20 protein-coding genes are annotated in these 22,218 nt (G+C 42.4%); all 20 read left to right on the forward strand.

Features of this window, described 5'->3' with window-relative positions:
- The first annotated feature begins 6 nt into the window (after positions 1-6).
- The gene (locus ACVBDU_RS23490; protein ID WP_447182109.1) at positions 7-1,311 is read left to right on the forward strand and encodes a hypothetical protein; all 1,305 of its coding nucleotides are present in this window, start codon (positions 7-9) and stop codon (positions 1,309-1,311) included.
- Positions 1,299-1,694 (forward strand): hypothetical protein, encoded by a 396-nt coding sequence (locus ACVBDU_RS23495; protein ID WP_447182110.1) that lies wholly within the window; start codon positions 1,299-1,301, stop codon positions 1,692-1,694. The genes ACVBDU_RS23490 and ACVBDU_RS23495 overlap by 13 nt, the downstream gene beginning before the upstream one ends.
- Positions 1,675-2,145: a PulJ/GspJ family protein gene (locus ACVBDU_RS23500; protein ID WP_447182111.1), complete on the forward strand. Its 471-nt coding sequence runs from the start codon at positions 1,675-1,677 to the stop codon at positions 2,143-2,145. The genes ACVBDU_RS23495 and ACVBDU_RS23500 overlap by 20 nt, the downstream gene beginning before the upstream one ends.
- Positions 2,146-2,179: 34 nt before the next feature.
- Positions 2,180-3,364, forward strand: a complete 1,185-nt coding sequence (locus ACVBDU_RS23505; protein ID WP_447182112.1) for a type II secretion system F family protein — start codon at positions 2,180-2,182, stop codon at positions 3,362-3,364.
- Positions 3,365-3,978: 614 nt separating this feature from the next.
- Positions 3,979-4,746 carry a hypothetical protein gene (locus tag ACVBDU_RS23510; protein WP_447182113.1) on the forward strand — a complete coding sequence of 256 codons (768 nt, stop codon included), beginning with the start codon at positions 3,979-3,981 and terminating at the stop codon, positions 4,744-4,746.
- Between the two features lie 19 nt (positions 4,747-4,765).
- A complete protein-coding gene (locus ACVBDU_RS23515) occupies positions 4,766-5,692 on the forward strand; it encodes a hypothetical protein (RefSeq protein ID WP_447182114.1) in 927 nt (308 codons plus the stop codon).
- Positions 5,689-6,660, forward strand: coding sequence for a hypothetical protein (locus tag ACVBDU_RS23520; RefSeq protein ID WP_447182115.1), 972 nt, complete (start codon positions 5,689-5,691; stop codon positions 6,658-6,660). The genes ACVBDU_RS23515 and ACVBDU_RS23520 overlap by 4 nt, the downstream gene beginning before the upstream one ends.
- On the forward strand, positions 6,657-9,443 hold the full coding sequence (locus tag ACVBDU_RS23525; RefSeq protein ID WP_447182116.1) for a hypothetical protein: 2,787 nt from the start codon (positions 6,657-6,659) through the stop codon (positions 9,441-9,443). The genes ACVBDU_RS23520 and ACVBDU_RS23525 overlap by 4 nt, the downstream gene beginning before the upstream one ends.
- 29 nt (positions 9,444-9,472) lie before the next feature.
- Positions 9,473-14,038: a DUF6443 domain-containing protein gene (locus ACVBDU_RS23530; RefSeq protein ID WP_447182117.1), complete on the forward strand. Its 4,566-nt coding sequence runs from the start codon at positions 9,473-9,475 to the stop codon at positions 14,036-14,038.
- Positions 14,039-14,049: 11 nt separating this feature from the next.
- Positions 14,050-14,478, forward strand: coding sequence for a DUF5958 family protein (locus ACVBDU_RS23535; protein ID WP_447182118.1), 429 nt, complete (start codon positions 14,050-14,052; stop codon positions 14,476-14,478).
- The gene (locus ACVBDU_RS23540; protein ID WP_447182119.1) at positions 14,475-14,765 is read left to right on the forward strand and encodes a polymorphic toxin type 24 domain-containing protein; all 291 of its coding nucleotides are present in this window, start codon (positions 14,475-14,477) and stop codon (positions 14,763-14,765) included. Before ACVBDU_RS23535 ends, ACVBDU_RS23540 begins: the two co-directional genes overlap by 4 nt.
- A 3-nt stretch (positions 14,766-14,768) precedes the next feature.
- The gene (locus ACVBDU_RS23545) at positions 14,769-15,197 is read left to right on the forward strand and encodes a hypothetical protein (protein ID WP_447182120.1); all 429 of its coding nucleotides are present in this window, start codon (positions 14,769-14,771) and stop codon (positions 15,195-15,197) included.
- A gap of 76 nt (positions 15,198-15,273) precedes the next feature.
- Positions 15,274-15,513 (forward strand): hypothetical protein, encoded by a 240-nt coding sequence (locus tag ACVBDU_RS23550; RefSeq protein ID WP_447182121.1) that lies wholly within the window; start codon positions 15,274-15,276, stop codon positions 15,511-15,513.
- Between the two features lie 11 nt (positions 15,514-15,524).
- Complete coding sequence (locus ACVBDU_RS23555; RefSeq protein ID WP_447182122.1) at positions 15,525-16,085, forward strand: hypothetical protein; 561 nt, start codon at positions 15,525-15,527, stop codon at positions 16,083-16,085.
- Between the two features lie 622 nt (positions 16,086-16,707).
- The gene (locus ACVBDU_RS23560; protein WP_447182123.1) at positions 16,708-17,337 is read left to right on the forward strand and encodes a hypothetical protein; all 630 of its coding nucleotides are present in this window, start codon (positions 16,708-16,710) and stop codon (positions 17,335-17,337) included.
- A 460-nt stretch (positions 17,338-17,797) separates the two neighbouring features.
- Positions 17,798-18,175 carry a hypothetical protein gene (locus tag ACVBDU_RS23570; RefSeq protein ID WP_447182124.1) on the forward strand — a complete coding sequence of 126 codons (378 nt, stop codon included), beginning with the start codon at positions 17,798-17,800 and terminating at the stop codon, positions 18,173-18,175.
- Between the two features lie 2 nt (positions 18,176-18,177).
- Positions 18,178-18,639, forward strand: coding sequence for a hypothetical protein (locus ACVBDU_RS23575; RefSeq protein ID WP_447182125.1), 462 nt, complete (start codon positions 18,178-18,180; stop codon positions 18,637-18,639).
- A gap of 92 nt (positions 18,640-18,731) precedes the next feature.
- Entirely contained in the window at positions 18,732-19,028 is a 297-nt protein-coding gene (locus ACVBDU_RS23580; protein WP_447182126.1) for a hypothetical protein, read from the forward strand.
- A 4-nt stretch (positions 19,029-19,032) separates the two neighbouring features.
- The gene (locus ACVBDU_RS23585) at positions 19,033-19,497 is read left to right on the forward strand and encodes a DMP19 family protein (RefSeq protein ID WP_447182127.1); all 465 of its coding nucleotides are present in this window, start codon (positions 19,033-19,035) and stop codon (positions 19,495-19,497) included.
- A gap of 253 nt (positions 19,498-19,750) precedes the next feature.
- The gene (locus tag ACVBDU_RS23590) at positions 19,751-22,216 is read left to right on the forward strand and encodes an RHS repeat domain-containing protein (protein WP_447182128.1); all 2,466 of its coding nucleotides are present in this window, start codon (positions 19,751-19,753) and stop codon (positions 22,214-22,216) included.
- The last annotated feature ends 2 nt before the right edge of the window (positions 22,217-22,218 follow it).

The following is a 22,218-nucleotide window of genomic DNA, read 5'->3' on the forward strand; positions in this document are numbered from 1 at the left end:
CGAAGTATGTATGTATGGCGAAAAAAAATACCTTCCGGCGCCCTGCAATTTGTTGTTTTTATCGGGGTGGTCATTGCCATTTTACTCGCGGCATTCATCATGCTGATCCACACCCGTACCCTTTTCAGGAAGCAATCCGGTTTTACCATAGAAACCGTAATAAACGCCAATTACGGCATAGACTACGCATTGTCCGGAGCAGTACCTTTACAGGATTCGGTAAAGGTTAACCTCTTTGATGAACCGTATAAGACCTTGTCCGTCCATAAAACGTACTGGGGAGTCCTGGAAAAAACCACGGCGGTCTCCCGGGTAAAAAACAAAGAATTTGTCCGCCTGGCACTATTGGGAGGCTATACCCCCCCGAAAGAAAGGGCTACGCTTTATGTAAAGGATAATAATCGTCCGCTGGTTGTCGTAGGCGATACCCGGATAGAGGGTATGGCATTTTTACCGGAAGCAGGCATAAAAGCCGGAAATATATCCGGTCATGCCTATTACGGGAGTGCCCTGGTCTATGGGAAAACTGCACAAAGCAGGACGGACCTGCCCGGATTGCCGGAAACCTTGTCCGGTTACCTGGAATCTGTTACCCGGGGGGATCTTCCCGTAAGTGAAGACCAGGTTTTATCCCCCGAAGAAGGCGGAGTATATAAAAATTCGTTTCTCGAAACGACAAAGTATTTATACACTCCCGGAGAACTTCGTCTGCAGGGGGTGAGCCTTATAGGGAATATTATAGTTTACAGCAGCACCAGGATCATTGCCGACAGGAGTGCCGTACTGAAAGATGTAGTGCTTATAGCCCCGGAAATAGTCATTGAAGACGGGACCAAAGGTGTTTTCCAGGCCGTAGCCACAAAAAAAATACGGACAGGGAAAAATTGTGCATTCGGATACCCTTCCGCGCTCGTCGTATGGGAGGAGGAAAAAGAGAATGCTGCGGAAAATATTTCCGGATCGGAACAAGGTACCGGAGATAGTGAAAACGGTATACGAATAGGGGAGGGAACCGTAGTTAAAGGCATTGTGATGTTCCACGGTGTCGAAAAGGAAAATAACTATACGCCCCAGATCGTCATGGAGGAGGGGACCAATGTATATGGTGAGGTCTACTGTAACCAGAATACCGAACTGATGGGCAGGGTGACCGGGTCTGTTTTTACCGGAAATTTCATTGCCAGTCAGTCCGGCTCCATTTACCAGAACCATTTGTACAATGCCGTGATAAGCGAAGCGGAACTCCCCGAAGAATATGTAGGGCTTATTATGGAGACCAAACAGAAAGGAGTGGTAAAGTGGCTGTATTAAAAAAGAAATACCGGAAGGTAAAGGCCTCTACCCTGATGGAGACCCTGGTGGCTACGGTGCTTATCGTAGTGATCTTTATGGTGACCAGCCTGGTGCTGAACAACCTTTTTTCCGGTAGTGTAAGTCAGGATACAAGGAAAATAGAAAACCGTTTAAGGGTATTGGGGTATATGGTACAGCGCAATAAAATAGAACTTCCCTATTCCGAAGATTTCGGGGAATGGAATATATCCGTCCTGGCAGAGGCACGGTCGGGGATGTACGGGGTCTCACCATCCGCGGTCAGCGGCTATAGGGAGGTCGTTGTAGAAGCAAAACAAAAGAACACAGACAAAAAGATAGTACAAAAGATCATCTGCCGAAATGAACCCAGACAAAGGTAAAATACCGTCTTTTACGTTGAGTGAGATGATGGTGGTTATAGCCATAACTGCTATTGTGGTAGCCATGGCATTTACTGTTTTGGGGCTGGTGCAGCGGCAGATGAAAGGAATTGAGATCAATTTTTCCGGGGATACCAGGCTGGAACTGCTCGAGCAATCCCTTTGGATCGATTTTAACCGTTACCAGACCGTAACGTTTAATGCTGCTATGGACGAAATCGTATGTAAAACAGCGCTGGATTCCGTATATTATGAACTCTATGAGGACAAGGTTATCAAATACCCGGATACGTTCCGGATCGCTTTTCCGGTAAAAACTTTTTATATGGATGGCAATGCGGTGGAGAACGGACGTATAGATGCCATACTACTGGAAACCTCATTGGATACCCTGAAAAATAAAAAATTGTTTGTCTGTAAAAAGAATGATGCCGCCCAATATATGGATTAGCCGGGCTGCTCATAAGAAATCCTGATAATATATTATGGCCTTTAAACTGGATAATACCCGAAAGAATAATACAGCTCCGACATCGCCGGAAGCTTTTAAGCAGGGAAACGGAAAGGCTTTCCGTGAAAAAGACCAGGGTGGTATATCCGGATTATTGCAAAAGGAGATCACCTTTTTCGGGAATACTTTTTCCAATAAGAAAAAGGAAGATTTTTATACGGAGGTCAGTGTTTTGCTCAAGGCGGGCATAACGCTTAAGGAAGCACTTACGCTTATAAAGGAAAATCAGAAAAAGAAAAGCCTGCGGGAATTTCATGCGGACCTGATAGAACAGCTTATCTCCGGTAAGAATTTTTCCGATAGCATACAGGGCAAAAAAGAGTTTTCGGAATATGAGTACCATTCCCTCAAAATAGGAGAGGAAACCGGTACCCTGGAGAGAGTTACCGAAGAACTGGGGAATTTCTTTTCCAGGAAAAACGAACAGCGCAGAAACCTGATCAGCGCGCTGATGTACCCGGTTATTATACTGGCTACCGCCGTACTCGTCGTGGTTTTTATGCTCCGGTTTGTAGTGCCGATGTTCCAGGATATTTTTACCCAGAATAATGTGGAGCTACCGGGAGTTACCCGGTTTATTATAAGCCTTTCCGGGTTCAGCCAGGGAAAAGGCTGGATGTTTTTGGCATTGGTGCTGATTTTTCTCGTATTGCGTAAAGCCTTGTCTGAAAAAGAATGGTATAAAAAGATCAAAGACAATGTTCTTTTGAAGTTACCTTTTATAGGGCCGTTCGTTAAAAATGTATACCTGGCCCAGTTCACACAGGCGGTGTCCCTGCTTACGGCATCAAAAGTCCCCGTAGTAAACAGTATTCGCCTGGTAAAAAAGATGATAAGCTTCTATCCTTTACAACAAGCGCTGGAAGAAGTCGAAGCCAGTATTTTACAGGGAAAAAGCCTCAGTGAAAGTTTGAAACAGGCCCGGATCTTCGACCATAAAATGGTAGCCCTGGTAAAGGTGGCCGAAGAGACAAACCAGACCGAGTTTATCTTTGACAGGCTTAACCGGCAATACAATATGGAAGTACAACAAAAATCCAAAATGCTGTCCACGATGATGGAACCGTTTATTATACTTTTCGTAGGGATTATCGTAGGTGTTATTCTTATAGCCATGTATTTGCCGATGTTTAAATTGAGCAGCGTATTGGGCGGATAGCCTTAACCGGTTGGTTCCGGGATAAAGGATTTTTCATTTTTACGGATTTCCATAAGGATTTTTGAATTTCGTTTATTTATTTTGTAATGCGGCCCTTCCCGGATGATGTACTCATGATAGATGTATGAGTTTGGTATTCAGTGTTTTTTGATTTTTTTGATGTACTGCATAAGAGATAAGGTACAACCGTGTATTTATAAATGGAGGGAACAAGTTTTTGTTTTTTATGTTACCTTTTTATAATATTACTTTAGTGTTCGGGTATACGAGTGTCGGGTATACGGGGATATGGATAGATGTTGATAACTCGTACACCCGGCCACAGGCATACTCTTATGACGAAATTAATTTTTGTCACGTACTAAAAAATCAAAGACTTAACCGAATATAGCATTCCGGATTGGGAATAAAGTTAAGAATAGCATACATTAGAAACGATTTAACAGATAGATAGCCAGTGAAATAAAAATTACGCTTCCCCCGAAAGCAGGCCGGAATACCGGTTTTCAAAAAATCAAATCCCCATTCTTAATTTCCTTCCCGTTTTCCGGGAAACAGGCGGGGCATGTCTTACTTATAATTAAAACAGAATAATTAAAATATCGCAACAGTTTATGAAACGAGTACTATTGGGCTTTATGTTCGTTCCTCTTATCGGTTTTAGCCAGAATAATACATTTCCGGCTTCCGGTAATGTGGGTATAGGAACAACTTCACCATGGACTACATTGAGTATTTATACTCCTGGCGGAGAGCCGGGCTACCCCACACTAACCAGTAAAGGAGATGCACAATTTATCCTCAGATCTTCCAATAACGACCTGGAAATAGGGACCTCCAGGAAATTAAATGACCGCACCACATGGTTCCTGGCCCGCCATTCCAGTATAACTACTTACGGGCAGTACTATTCCACATTACACCTGCAACCCGATACCGGGGACAAAAGCAGGTTCAAGGGAGTGGCAATAGGTTACCCTGCACAAACGTCCGTGCCTTTTGGTACGCATCTTGCCATTGCCGGTAACGTGGGAATAGGAACCGTGAATCCGGGGGACTGGAAACTGGCGGTTAATGGTAATATCCGAGCCAAAGAGGTTAAAGTGGAGACCGGCTGGAGTGATTTTGTCTTTGAAAAGACCTATAAACTGCCAACATTAAAGGAGGTAGAACAATACATTGAAGAACACGGGCATCTGAAAGATATTCCCAGTGCCGGGGAAGTAGAAAAAAACGGTATACTGGTAGGAGAGATGCACGCCCGGCTTTTACAGAAAATAGAAGAGCTGACCTTGTATACCATTCAACAGCAAAAGATCATGGAGGAACAAGGCAAAATGATAAACGGATTAAAAGAACAAATAGAAAAATTAACCGACTAACCTTAAATTACTTGTTTTTATGAAAAGACTGATTCTGATACCCGTATTTGTATTGGTGATGCACTTCGGGTTTGCCCAGGTGCCCAATGCCAATGAAGGAACTTTTCCCGTGGAAGGGAGCATATTAGAAGGCTCCTGGGGAACATATTTATTACAAGGACTTGCCTCGGAAAGAACTTTGCGATTTGGAGTTTCTAATGACGGTTATACCCGGGCGGAAATAGAGCTGGAAAATAATAATACCGCCTTGGGAAAGATCATTTTTAAAACTACGGCAAGTAACGGAGGGGCACAGGAAAGAATGGCTGTTTTAAGTAATGGCAATGTAGGAATCGGTACCATGACGCCGGAGGAAAAACTGGATATTGATGGAAATATCCGTTTGGGAGGATCCGGGGGAACAGTGATTGCTCCGCAACTTGATGTCAGTGACCTGAATCCGGGGGCAACTGCGGCAGCTGTAGGTATAAAAGGAAGAAAATGGGGACATTTTGTAGTGGATATTTACGGTAACGACAGTAAAGATGCTTTTGCGGTAAGGACAGACAGCAATAATGACGGGGTACTGGACAATATTCCTTTCCTGGTAAACAATGCCGGCAGGGTTGGTATAGGGACCATAACACCGGATTCCAGACTTTCCGTAAACGGGGTAATCCACAGCAAAGAAGTTAAGGTAGACCTGAACGGCTGGAGTGATTTTGTGTTTAAAGAGGACTATGATCTCCCCACCCTGGAGGAAGTAGAGGAACATATCCGGGAAAAAGGACATTTACAGGATATTCCCGGCGCCAAGGAAGTTGAAGAGAATGGTATACTGGTAGGGGAGATGAATGCTAAATTGTTGCAGAAGATAGAGGAGTTGATGTTGTATACTATAGAACAGGAAAAACGAATTAAAAAGCTGGAAGCGGAGATCGCCCACCTTAAAACATCTGAAAAATGAAAAAACTTTTACTTTTGTTATTTGTAGTTCCCCTCGTCTTTTATGGGCAAACAGTGACAAATTTAGCTTCCGGAAATCATGTGTCTGTTAACATACCGGCTACAGGACACACTGCATATACACGAGCTGTAATTTTATTGCATGCAATCTATGATGGAGAATTAATATCAAAAAACTATACTGTTGGTTCCCTGGTAGCTATCCGTGGATCCGGAAATGACCGTACTAATGTAGCCCATATTAATACCAGTTCGGGCCACAATGGAACACATGGTAGCGTGACCTCAGTAAACAATTATATAAGCTCATATTCCACAGAGCAATGGAAGTTGAAAAAAGTGAGGTATAATGGCGTATTATATCTCGCCCTTGAAGTGCCTTATAGAAATTACCAGCACAATGCCGGATTTCGTTTTACCGGTTGGATGACTTCAACCGCTCCCGAACAGATGAAACTGGTCTCTTATTATCATACCCAACAAAACACCGTACTCCATGAAGAAGTGTACAACAGCCTGGAGGATTTTATACCTAATAACGCGGAATACCACCAATACCAAAAATCCGTTTTTTCCGGGAAGGTAGCCATAGGTACGGATATGCCGGATGCAGAACTGACCGTCAACGGAAAGATCCACACCAAAGAAGTTAAAGTGGACCTGGATGGCTTTGCCGCTCCCGATTACGTTTTTGATGACAACTACGACCTGCGCTCCCTGGACGACGTAGAGAAGTACATCAAAGAAAACCGGCACCTGCCCGGTATTCCCTCTGCCGTAGAAATGGAGGAAGAAGGGGTGAACCTTAAGGGAATGAATATGAAACTGCTGGAGAAGGTGGAGGAGTTGACGTTGTATGTGCTTGAACTAAAAAATGAAAACCGGCAACAACAAAAGTTGTTAGAAGCTTTAATACGGAAAGATAAAATAAACGAAGGAGAAATCGATTCAAAAAAAGACTGGAGATGAGAAGAATAATTAAATTGTTTTTTGGCGTTTTTTGTTTAAGCGGTTACGGGCAGGACCTTCCGGAATCCGAACAATATTATATAAACTATAATAATATAGAACTTCCTCAAAGCCCTAATGCATCAGGGTTTACCGTTTACGGGGATATCCCGGTGAATATTTCGACGGGAGTTCCGGATATAACAATCCCCGTTTACACACTGGTAGAAGACGGGGTGGAACTTCCTATTGCACTGTCTTATCATGCCTCCGGTGTAAAAGTGGATGAATTGGCCACTACGGTAGGGTTAAAATGGACCCTGAATGCGGGAGGAGGATTTTTCCGGACGATAAAAAATAAGGCAGACGAAGATAATGGGTGGCTGCACCCCAATTATACTTCCATACCGGAAAGCTGGTATGCAGCCGATCAGCACCAGGTGAGCTGGCAGCACCAGACCGGGGTTAAGGCAGAGAATAACGATCACAACCCGGACGATTTCAGTTATTCCTTTCTGGGATATTCCGGGGATTTTGTATTCAAAAAAGACAGTACGGCTTTAATGAACAGGAAGGATCAGCTCGAACTTATTCCGCAATTCGGACCTCAAGGACTCGGTTTTATTGCCAAAGATATCCACGGGAATACTTTTTCCTTTGGCGGGGACAAGGAATTTGGCAGCAACTCTATTTCCTATTCCAGTGTCATAGAGGGTGGTAGTTATGATTATGACGGGTATGAATATGAAGATCACCCTACCGGGTGGATGTTGTCTCAGATTACGACCAAAAACAATAAAACCATACATTTCGAATACGAGCCATATAACCTCAGCTATGAACTTTTACAGACTGCACATCACCTGACCCTGGTCAGATCCTGTGATACGGGAAGTAATTCCAAAGGAAAAAAAAGCGCCACCTCCAATCACTATAATTACACCACCCAACTGGTCAAAAAGATTTATACCGACCAGATAGAGATCGTATTCGATTATTCCACGGACAACAGTGTATCTCATTGGAAGAAGAAACTGACCAGGATAACAGTAAACGACCGGCTGAAAGGAAGCAAACGGACATTTAATTTCACCTACGACAAATTTGGCGGGGACCCGCGGCTGAAACTTACCGGAGTTTACGAAACGGGTAGTAATAACAGTACCAAACCGGGATATACATTTCATTACGATACCAGACCATTACCGCAAAAAGCATCATTTTCAAAAGATTTTTTCGGTTATTATAACGGTATCACCAACAATCCGACTTTAGTGCACAGGAGCCCTGCCCTGGAATCCTTGTTCAGCAATAATCTGCAATACCTGGACAACAATGCCGGGGACCGTTCATTGAGTGAAGGGCATATCCAGGCCGGAATTTTAAAGAAAATAGAATATCCCACGGGAGGTAGTACCGAATTCACTTATGAACCCAATAAAGAAGGGGATAAATATTCGGGCGGATTGCGAATAAAAAGCATAGAAGACAAGGATACGGACGGAAAGAGCTACAACCGGAAACAATATACCTATTCCGGCCTTGCCGGTAATGACATGACATCGATGATCCACTTTACGCGAAAAGAAATCGGCGAATCGGTCTCCTACTATTCCCATTTTGTCGCGGCACCCCATCTGGCCCCTAGCGGGTATTATTATGAAAAAGTGATCGTGCGCAGCACCGACGGACAAACCTGGTTCGATGAAGAGCACAACTATATACCGGAACCCTATTACGGCCATCGTAATGCGGTTGCGAAAACAGTAAAAGCCTATAAAGGGACACAGACATTGCTGAAGATAACAGAACACGAATATGCAGCAGCCGGAACGGCGGGAACGATAAACTGGAGTGTGCTTGCAGATAAGATATGCATGAATATACCCGGGAGTGGTCCGGGTTTGCGTTTAGGGCATACCACTGGCTTGAATCAAACACGTACGGGAAATACAGCCTATCTTCCGGTGCGGACGGCCACCACGGAATTTTTAGATCACGAATCCGCATCTCTCCATCCCGTTACTTCCGTAACTACCTACGAATATAATGACATGTTGTTACCGAAAACCGAAATTGTAGATATGCGGTTGAGACGCTCCGTATCCGGTAACTCCGTAGATTATATTACCAATGACACGAATGCAGACAAAATCACGGTCAATTATACCTATCCCCGGGATTACCCGGATGAACAGAGCCTGCAAAACCTGCCCGCAGCTCTACCGGTGAGTAAACAGGTGTTCAGCGATAACCAGGGAAGCCTTGTCTACGGCCAGTATTTTGTCTATGATACCAACGGGAACATCAGTACATCTTATCATTACAACAAGGGACTGGGGAGCAATGACAATGCTCCCGGTTATGTTCCGGGTAATTATGAAAAAGAGGCTTCTTTCATCTATATGGAAGGTAAACCCGTAGAGGTTTCCAGGTCAGGTAATAGCGGGACCCCTGTTTCCAGTATATCGTATATATACGGCTATGGAAACCGATACCTCATTGCCAAAATAGAGAACAAGGCCTATGCCGCTCTCCCTTCCGGTCTTATAACTGCTGCAAGGAATGCATCCGATACCGGTACGGAATCCCAGCTTAGTGCGGCACTGGACAATATCCGTAATGCCTTGCCCGATGCACAGGTCACAGCATATATCCATAAGCCTTTGATTGGGGTCAGCATTATTATGGACCCGAGAGGGGAGAAGACCACCTATACATACGATCCCTTTTACCGCCTTGAATTTGTCCGCGATGGGGCCGGTAAATTGCTGGAAGAATTCCAATACCATTATAAAAACTGATGCTTCCCCGGCGTTTAAAAACAAGAATCATGCAAAAAGGAATATATGTCTTTATAGTATTGCTCGCCGCTTTACAGGCGGGTGCCCAAAACTACCAGATTTCCGGAGCCTCTACAGTGAATAACGGGAGTTCGCATTCCTACCTGATCTCCCCGGACGGCAGTAATTTCCCTACAGATGATATTACCAACACCACCTGGTATATTGAGGGGGGAACCATACAATCATCCGATAATATAATCGCTGACGTTACCTGGAACGGTCAGCAGTATAACAGTTCCATACGGGCGGAGTTCAGGGTCAACGGCCAGGGGCCTTATCTGGCGTTCTTACAGGTTACGGTAAACGGCGCTCCGCCTTCCGCACCTCCCGATCCTACGATAAGCAGCACGGGTTGTGAGGAAGTGGTTCTGCAACGTGTGGGGACACCTCCCGGCGGGGTAACCTGGTACTGGCAGGGAAAGGATGCCAATGGTACAAGTACGAGCAAAGGCTCCGGTGCGGGTTTTACCGCGAACGAAGGGAGCGGTACATATTATATACGGGCACGCGCAGGCACAACCTGGAGCACCGCTTCCGGTTCCGTCTATGTGGAAATACCGGATAATGCCCCGGCCATTCCCCCGGTGCCCACGATAACCAATAACTGCGATTCCACGGTGCTGACCCGGGGGATCCCCCCGGATGGGATAACCTGGTACTGGCAGAACAGTGCGGGGGGAACCGCCACTTCCAATGACTCCGGGAGCATAACCCGAACCACCGGTACGGTATACTACCTCAGGGGCCGGCACGATGCTTCCGGTTGCTGGGGTATTGCCAGAACGGTAAATTATACGGTTTCCGGAAAGGAAACCTGGTATGCGGACGTGGATAATGACGGTTTCGGCGACCCGGATGCCAGTGTGGAATCCTGTGATCAACCCCCTGGTTATGTAGACAATGCCGGCGACCTGTGCCCGGATGTCCCTGGAACTGACAATGGGTGCCCCGGGGAAGAGTATACCCCCGTAACCCTGAGCAATGAAAACTATGTCTATACCCGGACTTACCAGAAGGAGATGTCCGGCCCGGATGATATAGCGTATAACCGGGATATCATAGAACAAGTAACCTATTACGACGGTTTGGGCCGCCCGAAACAAGAGGTGGCCATACGACAATCTCCCTGGGGTATGCAGGATATGGTGACCCACATAAACTATGACGGATTTGGCCGGCGGGAGAAGGAATACCTGCCTTTTATCCCGGTGGATATACACCAGGGAGCCTTTCGTACGGGCGATGTGGAACGATTGACCCGGCAATACTATAAATCCCGGTATTCCGGGGACTTCAGCGGCATGGCAGAGCCGGAGGTCAATGCCTACACTCAAAAGAAGTTTGAAACATCGTCCCTGAACCGGGTAGAGCAACAGGCTGCCCCGGGTGAGGACTGGCGGCTTGGCGGCGGCCATGAGATCGGGTTTGATTATCAAACCAACGATGCCGGCGAGGTACGGTTGTTTAAGGTGAGTTTTACCAACGGTAACACGGAGCTGCCCCAACTGGTTTCCGGTACCGGTGATTATCACAGTGCCGGGCAGCTGTATAAAACCGTTACCCGGAACGAAAACCACAGCGGCACTACAAAAAACCATACGGTCGAAGAGTTTAAAGACAAGCGGGGGCGGGTGGTGCTGAGAAGAACATACAACGAAGGTACGGCCCACGATACCTATTATGTATACGACAACTTCGGCAACCTGACCTATGTGTTGCCACCCAAGGCGGAAGCCCATTTAGCCAAACCCAATGCTGCCGGGCTCAACGAGCTATGCTACCAGTATATTTATGACCGCAGAAATCGCCTGGTGGAGAAAAAGCTTCCCGGAAAGGGTTGGGAATATATTGTGTACAATGCCCTGGACCAACCGGTAATGAGCCGGGATTCTATACTTGCTGCAAATAACAAATGGCTGTTTACCAAGTACGACGCTTTTGGCAGGGTAACCTATACGGGTACCATAAACCACCAGGGAAGCAGGGTGGCCTTGCAAAACTCGGCCAATAATAGCTCTGCATATGACCAATTCGAAACCAGGACCCCAACAGCAAACACTTATGCGGGGACCCCGGTCTATTACAGCAATGCAGCCATTCCTAAGGGTTTGAATGATGAAATCCATACAATCCATTATTACGATGATTATAATTTTGACCTGGCCGGTTTAACGGTGCCTACAGAGGTATTGGGGCAAACCGTGGACAGCAGGACCAGGACCCTGGCAACAGGAAGTAAGGTACGGGTATTGGAAACAGAGCATTGGATCACGACAGTTCATGCCTATGACAGTAAAGGAAGGCTGATCTATACAGCAAGCAAAAACCCATATCTGAACACTACGGATATCGTGGAAAACAGGCTGGACTTTACCGGGAAGGTGACAGAAACCAGGAATACCCATACCAAAGGCAGCAACCCGGCCATAGTGACCATAGACAAGTTTGAATACGATCATTCGGGCCGGCTGAAAAGACAACTGCAGTGTATCGGGGGAGATTGTGGCGGAGAAACCACGGGAAGCGACCTTACCTTTAACACTGCCGTGACGGGAACCCGGCATGAAGTGGCCGGTAATTCCATTATCCTGCAACCCGGTTTTCATGCAGTGGCGACCGGTAGTGTGAGCTTTAGCGCATCGATAAGCCTTGCCGGGGAGCTGATCGCGGAAAATACCTATGACGAACTGGGGCAATTAAAGGAAAAGAAGGTAGGTAATACGCCGGGCAATCCTTTACAACGTATTGCCTATAAATATAATGTACGCGGATGGTTAACGGACATCAACAATGTGGACAATCCTTCCGATAAATTGTTTAACTTCCAGATCAATTATAACAAGAGCCGTAGCGGAACAGTACCCCCATTGTTTAACGGTAATATAGCAGAGACGTATTGGAAGACAAGCAATGACAATACCATGCGACGTTATGCTTACAGCTATGATGCCTTGAACCGAATTACTTCCGGGAAGTTTAACGGTGGCGGACAAACGGACCGTTACACGGTGGAAGGCATTACCTATGATAAAAATGGTAATATAGAAACCTTAACCCGCAGAGGCCATCTGAATAGTGGCGCCACTTCCTTCGGGGTAATGGATAACCTGTCTTATGACTATGATACGGGCAACAAACTTTTAAAAGTAACGGACACCGGGAACAAGACCTATGGTTTTAAAGACGGAACCAATACCAATAATGACTACACCTATGATGTTAATGGCAATTTATTGACCGATGCCAATAAGGGTATTACAGGTATTTCCTACAACCATTTAAACCTTCCTACCCAGGTTAGTTTTGGAAGCAATAAAATTGCTTATATTTACGATGCTTTGGGAGCTAAATTAAAGAAGGAGGTTACCCAGGGAAGTTCTGTGACACGGACGGAGTATGCTGGGAATTACATTTATGAAAACGGGCAATTACAGTTTTCCAGTCACCCGGAGGGGTATGTGACTAAGGAGAACAATGCGTATACGTATGTTTATCAGTATAAGGACCACTTAGATAATGTACGACTGTCCTATACAAACACAGGGACAACAAGTGCTCCGCAATTGGAAATTATTGAGGAGAATAACTACTACCCCTTTGGTTTAAAACATAGAGGATATAACGGTCAAACCTCTTCTCTTGGAAACAGTGTGGCGCAGAAGTGGAAGTTCGGAGGTAAAGAACTGGAAGAGAGTCTGGGATGGAGTACGTATGACTTTGGGGCGAGGAACTATGACCCTGCATTGGGCAGGTGGATGAATATGGATCCGTTGGCAGAAAAGATGCGAAGGCACTCGCCATATAATTATGCATTTGATAATCCTGTATTCTGGATCGATCCAGATGGTATGGAGCCTATGGTGAGTAACGGATATACGGAACGTCCATTATCGGTTTTTACCGGAGTCGTTGAGATTTATAACTTTGAGGATGTGGTGCAGGATGCTGATGCTGAGGAAAATGACTGTTGTGGTCCTTCTGCGCGGTTTAAAATGCATATAGCGCGTGCGCAGGCCGCAGGCTTACGTTTTGATCTTGTAGGCGAACAGGATCCTAAAGTCGTCCGCAGGATAAATATGCAAATAGGAGCTATCATAGGTTCGGCAAGTGATTCCTATGCGGCTGGTCTTGGGGCAAAACCTGAGCCCTGGGAAACCGGGTTGGATGTAGCGAGTCTTGGCGCATTTACCAAAGCCAAATTTTTAGGGAAGGGTCTTTTTGCTTTAATAAGCAGGGCTTTGGTTAAACATGGGGATGTGGCCACTAAGGGGGGAAAGAGTGTATTAAGTGCAGGTGAATTAGCAAGGATAGAAAATGCAGCTACAAGAATTAATAAACCAATTACAGTTGTTGGAAGCCGTGCAAGTGGTAAGGCAGGAGCCTATTCCGATTGGGATTATGTAATAGAAGGACTTAATAGCAAAAATTGGAGTAAGATTAAAAATTCTTTACCAGGCTCACGTTCGATATTAGATAATACTCCAAGGAATATTGACATTTTCAAAGGACCTGTTAATCCAAATTTACCTCACATTACTATTTACCCTCGCTAATACATATCAATATGAAATTGGAAGAAGAAATATTAATAAATAAATATGGGCAAGGATTAGCTGATAAGAAAGAGTTACTAAGCAACTTCAATGCCCTTGATTCAGAAAAAAGACGAGCGTTTTTAACTGATATGACATTTTTGATAATGCAGTCTAAACCCGATGATAATGATATTGAAACTATAATCTCAGATTCTAAACTGAAATCTACATATACGCCATGTATACTACTAAAGAAAGGAGTTGCTAACCATAATCTAAACAAGATTATTGCCTTGCCTGAAAATGAATTAGATAAAGTTTTTTTATTGTTTTTGAGCCTTTTTAAAATTCCTTATCAGAGAAGATTTAAAGAAGAAAAAAACCATCCTGATAAATGGTGGTATTGGGATTTGTCAGATGAACGCAAGGTTGAAATGATATTGAAAAGTTATAAATGAAACTATTTCATAAAATACTGTTTTTCACACTCGTTATATTTTCTACAAATATTAGCGAAGCGAAAATTATTATTCTTGAACGAATAGTATCAGAAATAAATAAGACTTTACATTTCGATCTTCAAGTAGCAACGCATAAAGGGGTACCTACTTCACATATCCAACAATCTTTACCCAATGTGAATCCTAAAACAGGTCAAGTGTTCTGGAATAAAGATAGGCAATGGGTTCAGCCAATGACTCAGCAAGACATAAGAATTATAAGAAATTATCTAAAAAGTCAATAAGATATGAACATTAAAGAGATTTGGTCAGAAGCAGATTTTGAAGAGATGGGATGGCATGATAGCCATATTCATGCTATTTCTTTTCCCAATAACGATTTAGAACTTAGTTTAGATATTGATTATTTATTCAAATCGATACTGGATGATACATCCAGTCTATACAATTTTTGGGTGTCCCCCTGTATATTACTTTTTTTCAATGTTCTAAACTTAAAAATTTCTATAGATTTTCAAAATACCATTGGGTTAGATATTTTGGATATAAATAGGCTGAACCCTCGTTTGTCTCCAAATGGGAAAATGACCTTATGGGATTTCGAGATTGTAACGGAGAAGGGGTATATCAAATTTGAGTCTTCAGGGTATAGACAAGTTGTTAAAAAGCAACCAATGCTTAGCCAAAGTCAGGTTTTAAATAGAGAAAAATGGTAATGCCGCCGCTAAGACGGGAACGAAGCTGTTAACCCAATTTTCGACACGTACTATTGATGATGCTGTAGGTCTTGTAATGAAAAATAGCAATGATGTTAAACATCTTTTTGCTGCAAAACATAACCTTGGTGGGGTCGTGTCAAAATTGGGTGGTCAAGAAAATACAGTCCGTACTGTTCTAAATGCGGCTAACGGCAAACTTCCTTCAAGTGGAGTATTTAATAATATCCCAGTAAATGTAGGCGGTCAAACAATATTTATTAGGGGAAATGTAATCAATGGCGTACCACGACTTGGGACAATGTTTATTCCTTAAAATGATAGATTATGAATTGGAAAAAACAATTAATAGAAATAGAAAAAGACTTTGGCTTTCATAAAAAAAGGGATTGGAAACCAGCAGTTAATTTAGTTAATAAGCTATTAGCTGAAGATCCTGATGATGTTGAACTAAATATCAGAGCCATATACATATTGCACAATATTTTAGTGGAAGAAGAATATCCTAATGAAGAGCAAGATAGAATGATTGATTTGTTGCAAGAATGGTTTAATAAATCAAAGCAGAAGTTTTTGGAGAATGCAGAGTACTTATTCTTTATTGGCAAAATACTTCATATTGCTGAATGGTATTTTGGTTTAGAAGATAATGGGTTAGCTGTAGAGTTTCAAAAGAGAGCAATGGAGAAAGAGCAAGGAAACTTGTTGTACGAATGGGCTTATCGTCTTTCCTGTCAAGGGGATATAGTAGAAGGGTATTTAGCCCATCAAATAATTACATATGATAAGGATAAAATTAGTTGGCTTATAACGAAAGGATTTCCAGGTGATTATGTATTAGAACACTTAACAATGAGCAACGAAGAATATTTGAAAAAAGAAAATTAGAATGAAGTTGTTTATTAAAATATTGCTATTTGTTTTTGTTGTAATTGTTGTCAATGTGAACATAACAAGTGCAAGCCATTACTTTTCCAAATATCCAGAAAGCAACAGCTTCTTTTTTATTTCAGAATGAAGTGCCAAAAGTGGTTTTCAAAGTAGTTGAAAATGATTTGGCAGATTGTTGTCAAAATGGAAATGATTTAGTAGCTTAAAAGAGGATGGGGTACAGGAATTGAAGCGGTTGCCACTAAGACGGTACCTACCGTTACAGAGCAAGCCGCAAACCGCTAAGGGGGGAAGTAACTGGTTGCAGGGAGGTAAAACATTTGCTCAATATAAAGCAGCAAGAGGTGGAACTGAAACTATAGCAAAGATTTCAACTTCCACAGGTACTCAAAGAATCAGTACAGAATTTCACCATGTTTTTCTAACTCAACGTATGCAAAGAGCTTATAACTTGCCTAACTGGGCTGTAAATAATAGGTTGAATGTTTGGAAGTTAAACACAGTTCAACATTCGCTTATTGACTCATATCGATACAACTTTTTGCGAGCTGGCTTTAAGTCTGATGTTGGTTGGTTTGGAAAGTATAACTGGTTTACAAAATTTTAAAATAATTAGAGAATGTTCGGACTATTCAAAAGAACTAAAATAGAGAATTGGGAGACAGATTTGCTTCGAAAAGTAATAATTAAGCTTCCTTCTGAATACTCAAGCTTAATAGATCAAATAAATGATGGTTTGTTTAGGGGAGTACTTGTAGATGTAAGCGACATACCTGGATACGTAGCATTTACTTTTAATGCCAACGTGCTGAAAAAATATGATAAAGATAGTGAACGAGATTTTAAGCTCACCAATATAAAAGTATATGATAATAAATCATTAGGCTTTATTCCTTATGAGGTTTATGTTTCAAGCGGTACCATCAGTGGATATTCCTTGGGTGGAAGCAATAAGAATAATATCGATGTAAATAAGATAGATGTATCAGGTTTTAAGAAAGAATTTATTGGTGAATCTGATTACAACCGAATTATGCATGTCCTTAATGAAGAAGAAAAGAAGCTTTTAAATCCCTCGGAGGTTTATTCGATCTTTGTAGCTGACAAAGAATACTTCCATCTCAAAGATTTAGAAGATGGAGATTTTATTGGAATGGATGAAAGTAAAGTTGTTTATAAAATTGCTCATGATCCCATGGAAGCTGTGGTAATCAATAAAAAATTATCAGAGGTCTTAAAAGAGCAATAATTAGGGTTTTGCCGCTAAGACGGGAATTGCAAATTCAAGAGCTTTAGGTATAGCGGGAGAACAAGCGGTGGGTTTATCTGGAGCGAAAACAGCTATTCAAGTTAGTGGCAGAACTAGAATACCCGATGCGTTGAGTGATTTTGCTTTAACGGAAGTAAAGAATGTTAAATCACCCCGCTCTACGAAGTGTTCTGTGCTCTGCGAACGTCTCCGACTTCGCAGCTCACTGCACATCCATGATAGGCCAATACGTTGCGCTCCTCTCTGAGGGGCTTCCAAAATGATGTTGAACCACATTTTTTTAACTTGTTTAAAGCCTTTTGATTGACCAGGTCATTGCGGAAATAAATGAAGTAAGGCCTGTGAGTGAGAAACTGGGATACACCTCAGAGAGGCGTTTTTCGTTTTTTTCTTTTTATTGAGGGTTTGGGCAGCGAAGTTGCAAACTTCGCTGAGCGGGTTGGATGTAGCGAGTCTTGGCGCATTTACCAAAGCCAAATTTTTAGGGAAGGGTCTTTTTGCTTTAATAAGCAGGGCTTTGGTTAAACATGGGGATGTGGCCACTAAGGGGGGATATACATTTACTAAATCAGCAGGTAAGCATTTGACCGAAGTAGTGAAGCGTGGAGAAAACGCAGGACAGCTTGCAAGACCTTATATGAAATCTCCTTTGACTATTCAAGAAATTATGTCAACGGGTAAAGGTATTCCTGATGCAACCTTCAAAGGCGGAATGAATTGGAAAGTACCAGGTACGTTTAGAGGCTCTGAGGGAATTTGGGAATTAGGTATCAATCCTAAGACGAATGTTATTTATCACTTTAATTTCGTTCATTGATTATGAAATTCCTTATAGAATATACTGATACAGTAGAGCAGAAAACTTTAATATATGATATTGAAGAATGTTCTTTTGATACTAAACCAACAGTCCAAGAAATTAATTTTGATGTTGTTATTAACAAACTAAATCTTACAGCTATTGACGATGATAATAGGATTGTCCAAGTATGGGGATTTTGTGGATACAACGAATGGATTAAGTCCAGCTATGAAGTTCCTGAAAGAAAAAAAGGTGTATTAAAAGTATTGGATGACTTAACATCAGGAGTAGGCTCTTTTTCAATATATAAAGAAGATGTTCCAATGTATGTCAATGTTCAAAGCGGTTGGGTCTGCATTGGAAACCCTGAAAAGAAAGGCAATGCAGTTGAGTTTATAAATAACTGCGTAGCTGTAATAGATGATAACAGGGACTTTGTATCGCTTTGGCTAAAGCCCGAAACATTGCCAGATATTTAAAATGAAGTTGTTTATTAGAACATTGCTGTTTGTTTTTGTTGCACGCCGCTAAGGGGGGAAGTAGGGTTTTCGAGGTAGGCTCATATAATACTTTGAAAGGTGTCGAAGCAGGTTTGGAAGCTCATCATGTTGGACAGAGAGCACTAATGAAAAAATTCGTTCCAGGTTATAATGCAAATACAGCACCTTCTATTTTGGTGCCAAAACAAGGTCATACGTTAGGAAGTGGTGTTCTTTCAAGAGGAACCTCAGGTTTTTCAAATGCACGACAAGTGTTAGCAAGAGACATTTTTGAATTAAGACGTGTGTATCCAAATGTGCCAAATAGTTCTTTGCAACAATTAATTCAAATGAATAAAACAATGTATCCAGGAGCATTTATTAAGTAATGATATGAGAAACGGAGAAATAACAGATAAATATTATAAAGAAGTAGTAACAGGATTGAATGAAACTATTCTGAACGACAAAGATCTTTGGTATAGTTACGTTATTAATTTACCACTGCATCTTCAAATTGTATATACGATAGTCGTTTTTCATCAGCAAGTATTTAATGGTGGTTTACATCAATATTTTTTCAACTCATATGGGCAATTTGCATATTTAACTGTTGAACAATTAAAGCTGATAAAGGCATTTAAAACTTCCAGTATTTTGGAAAGAGCAATAAGGGAAGTGAATATTGAAAATTTTAGTATAGATGAATTTAGAGCAAAGATATTTAATAGAGAGATTGATAGAATAGTTGATTTTGATGAAAAGCTAAGTGAATTTTTAGAATTGTTGGATAATGAATATGATGATTTAGATGAAGATTTAGAACAACTGTTGGTAGATTACTTAGAAAGCCGCTAGGTCGAGTACGCAAGGTGGATTGAACCTTTTCAAATGGGGAGAAGCAACAACTACAATCCCGCTCTACGAAGTGTTCCATGCTCTGCGAACGTCTCCGACTTCGCAGCCCACTGCACATCCATGACAGGCTAATACGTTGCGCTCCTCTCTGAGGGGCTTCCAAAACGGTGTTTCATAAGGTTGAACCATATTTTGTAACTTGTTTCAACCTTTTCCTTGACCAAGGTCATTGCAGCGATAAATGAAGTAAGGCTTGTGCGAAACCGGGATACACTTCGGAGGCGTTTTTCGTTTTTTTCTTTTTATTGAAGGTTTGGGCAGCGAAGTTGCAAACTTCGCTGAGCGGACTAGCTTGCAAACCACGGCCAATAATACGGAGACTTATGAGCAATATGTCACCAAGACGGAAACAGCGAGCACCTATGCCGGTACTCCTGTATATTACAACAATGCGGCTATTCCGCAAGGCATGGCGGAGATCCATACCATTAATTATTATGACAACTACACTTTTGACCTTGCCGGGTTAACGGTACCCACTACGGTATTGGGACAAACGGTAGATACGCGGACCAAAACCCTGGCTACGGGGAGTAAGACAAGAGTATTGGGTACTAACCATTTGATCACCACGATCAGCGCCTATGATAAAAAAGGGAGGCTGATCTACACCGCTACCAAAAACCCTTACCTGAATACTACAGATATTGTAGAAAGCAAACTGGACTTTGCCGGTAAGGTGTTGGAGACCAAAACCACCCATATCAAGGGCAACAATGCCGCCATAGTAACGGTAGATAAGTTTGAATACGACCATATGGGCCGGCTTTTGACCCAAGCCCAAAAGATCAACAACCAGGCCGAAGAACTGATTGCGGAAAATGTCTATGATGCCTTGGGGCAATTGGAGCAGAAGAAAGTAGGAAATACCAAAAGTAAACCTTTGCAGACTATAGATTATACCTATAATGTACGGGGATGGCTAAAAGGCATTAACAATCCGGCTACTTTGGGCAATTCGCTGTTTGCTTTTAGAATAGGCTATAACGAAGGCAGCAATCCCTTATACAACGGTAATATAGCTTTGACCCAATGGAAGACGAAAAACCAGGACCAGGGATTAAAGACCTACAATTACACCTATGATGCCTTAAACCGGATAAAGACAGCCATCCATGGCAACAATAACTACAGTTTATTGAATGTCAACTACGACAAGAACGGCAACATCACGGCCTTAAAGCGCAATGGCCATGTCAATGCCGGGGCCACTTCCTTTGGGTTGATGGATGACCTGAGCTATACCTACCATAATGGGGGCAACTTTCTGGTAAAAGTAAGTGATGCTGCCAACACGGTTTATGGTTTTAAAGACGGCACCAATACGGATAATGATTATGCCCGGGATGCTAATGGTAACACAACTCGAGATCGGAACAAGGGGATTACGGGTATTACCTACAACTATCTGAATTTACCAACCCAGGTTAGCTTCGGCAGCAATAAAATTGCTTATATTTACGATGCTTCGGGAGTCAAGTTAAAGAAAATGGTTACCCAGGGAAGTTCTGTGACAAATACGGAGTATGCGGGGAATTACATCTATGAAAACAGGCAATTACAGTTTTCCAGTCATCCAGAGGGGTATGTGACTAAGGAGAACAATGCGTATAAGTATGTTTATCAGTATAAGGATCATTTGGGTAATGTACGATTGTCCTATGCCAACACAGGGAGTACAAGTGTTCCACAACTGGAGATCATTGAGGAGAACAACTATTATCCTTTTGGCTTACAGCACAAGGGTTACAACAATGTGGTCAATGGTACTGAATACAACTACAAGACATTCCAAGGTCAGGAACTTCACGAAGACCTCGGTTTAAATGTAATTGAATTTAAATGGAGAACTCACGACCCTGTAATTGGTAGGTTCTGGCAGATAGACCCATTGGCAGAAGATTTTACATATAACTCGCCTTATGCTTTTTCTGAAAATAGCCCTATTGCTTTTGTTGAGTTAGAAGGATTAGAGAAAGTATTAGCTATTTATTATCACGGAGGACCAACAGGTGGTGGTCAACCGACTACTGTTGATAAAGCGGGATATACAGGGCAATATTATCAAAGTACACAATCATTTGCCCAAAGCTCGGGCAGAGAATTTTCAGGAACAATTATAGCACCAGGTTTAACTTCTGCATCGGGAGTTGAAACAGGGATGAATTTTGTAAATGATAACTATGAAGCTGGCGACCAAGTAATGGTGTATGGTTATAGTTATGGTGTTGACGTTGCTGTTGATTTAACAGAAAGCTTAAACGAAGCAGGTATAAATGTAGATTTGCTTGTTACGGTTGATGGTTCAGATGGGCCGCTACAAAATACAACTGTAAATACAGACATACCTGAAAATGTAGATACGAATTTAAATGTTTATCAAACTGACAATTCTGGAACTTCAAGTTCTTCAAGGTCTACAGGAGCATCTTCTTCAGGCACATCAAGTGGAAGTAGTAGTAGCAATAGTGGTTCGAGTAATTCCCCAGGTTCTAATGGAGGTCCTAATAGCGCAGTTAATCCATCGAAAACCAATGTTGTCAATAAAAATATTACGGGACCTGGTGTTAACCACGGAAACATACAACAAAAAGCGCAAAATACAATACAACCATTAATCAACACAAGGATAAACAACTATCCTAAAAATCAAAATTAAGA

Source organism: Sinomicrobium endophyticum, from assembly GCF_052983315.1.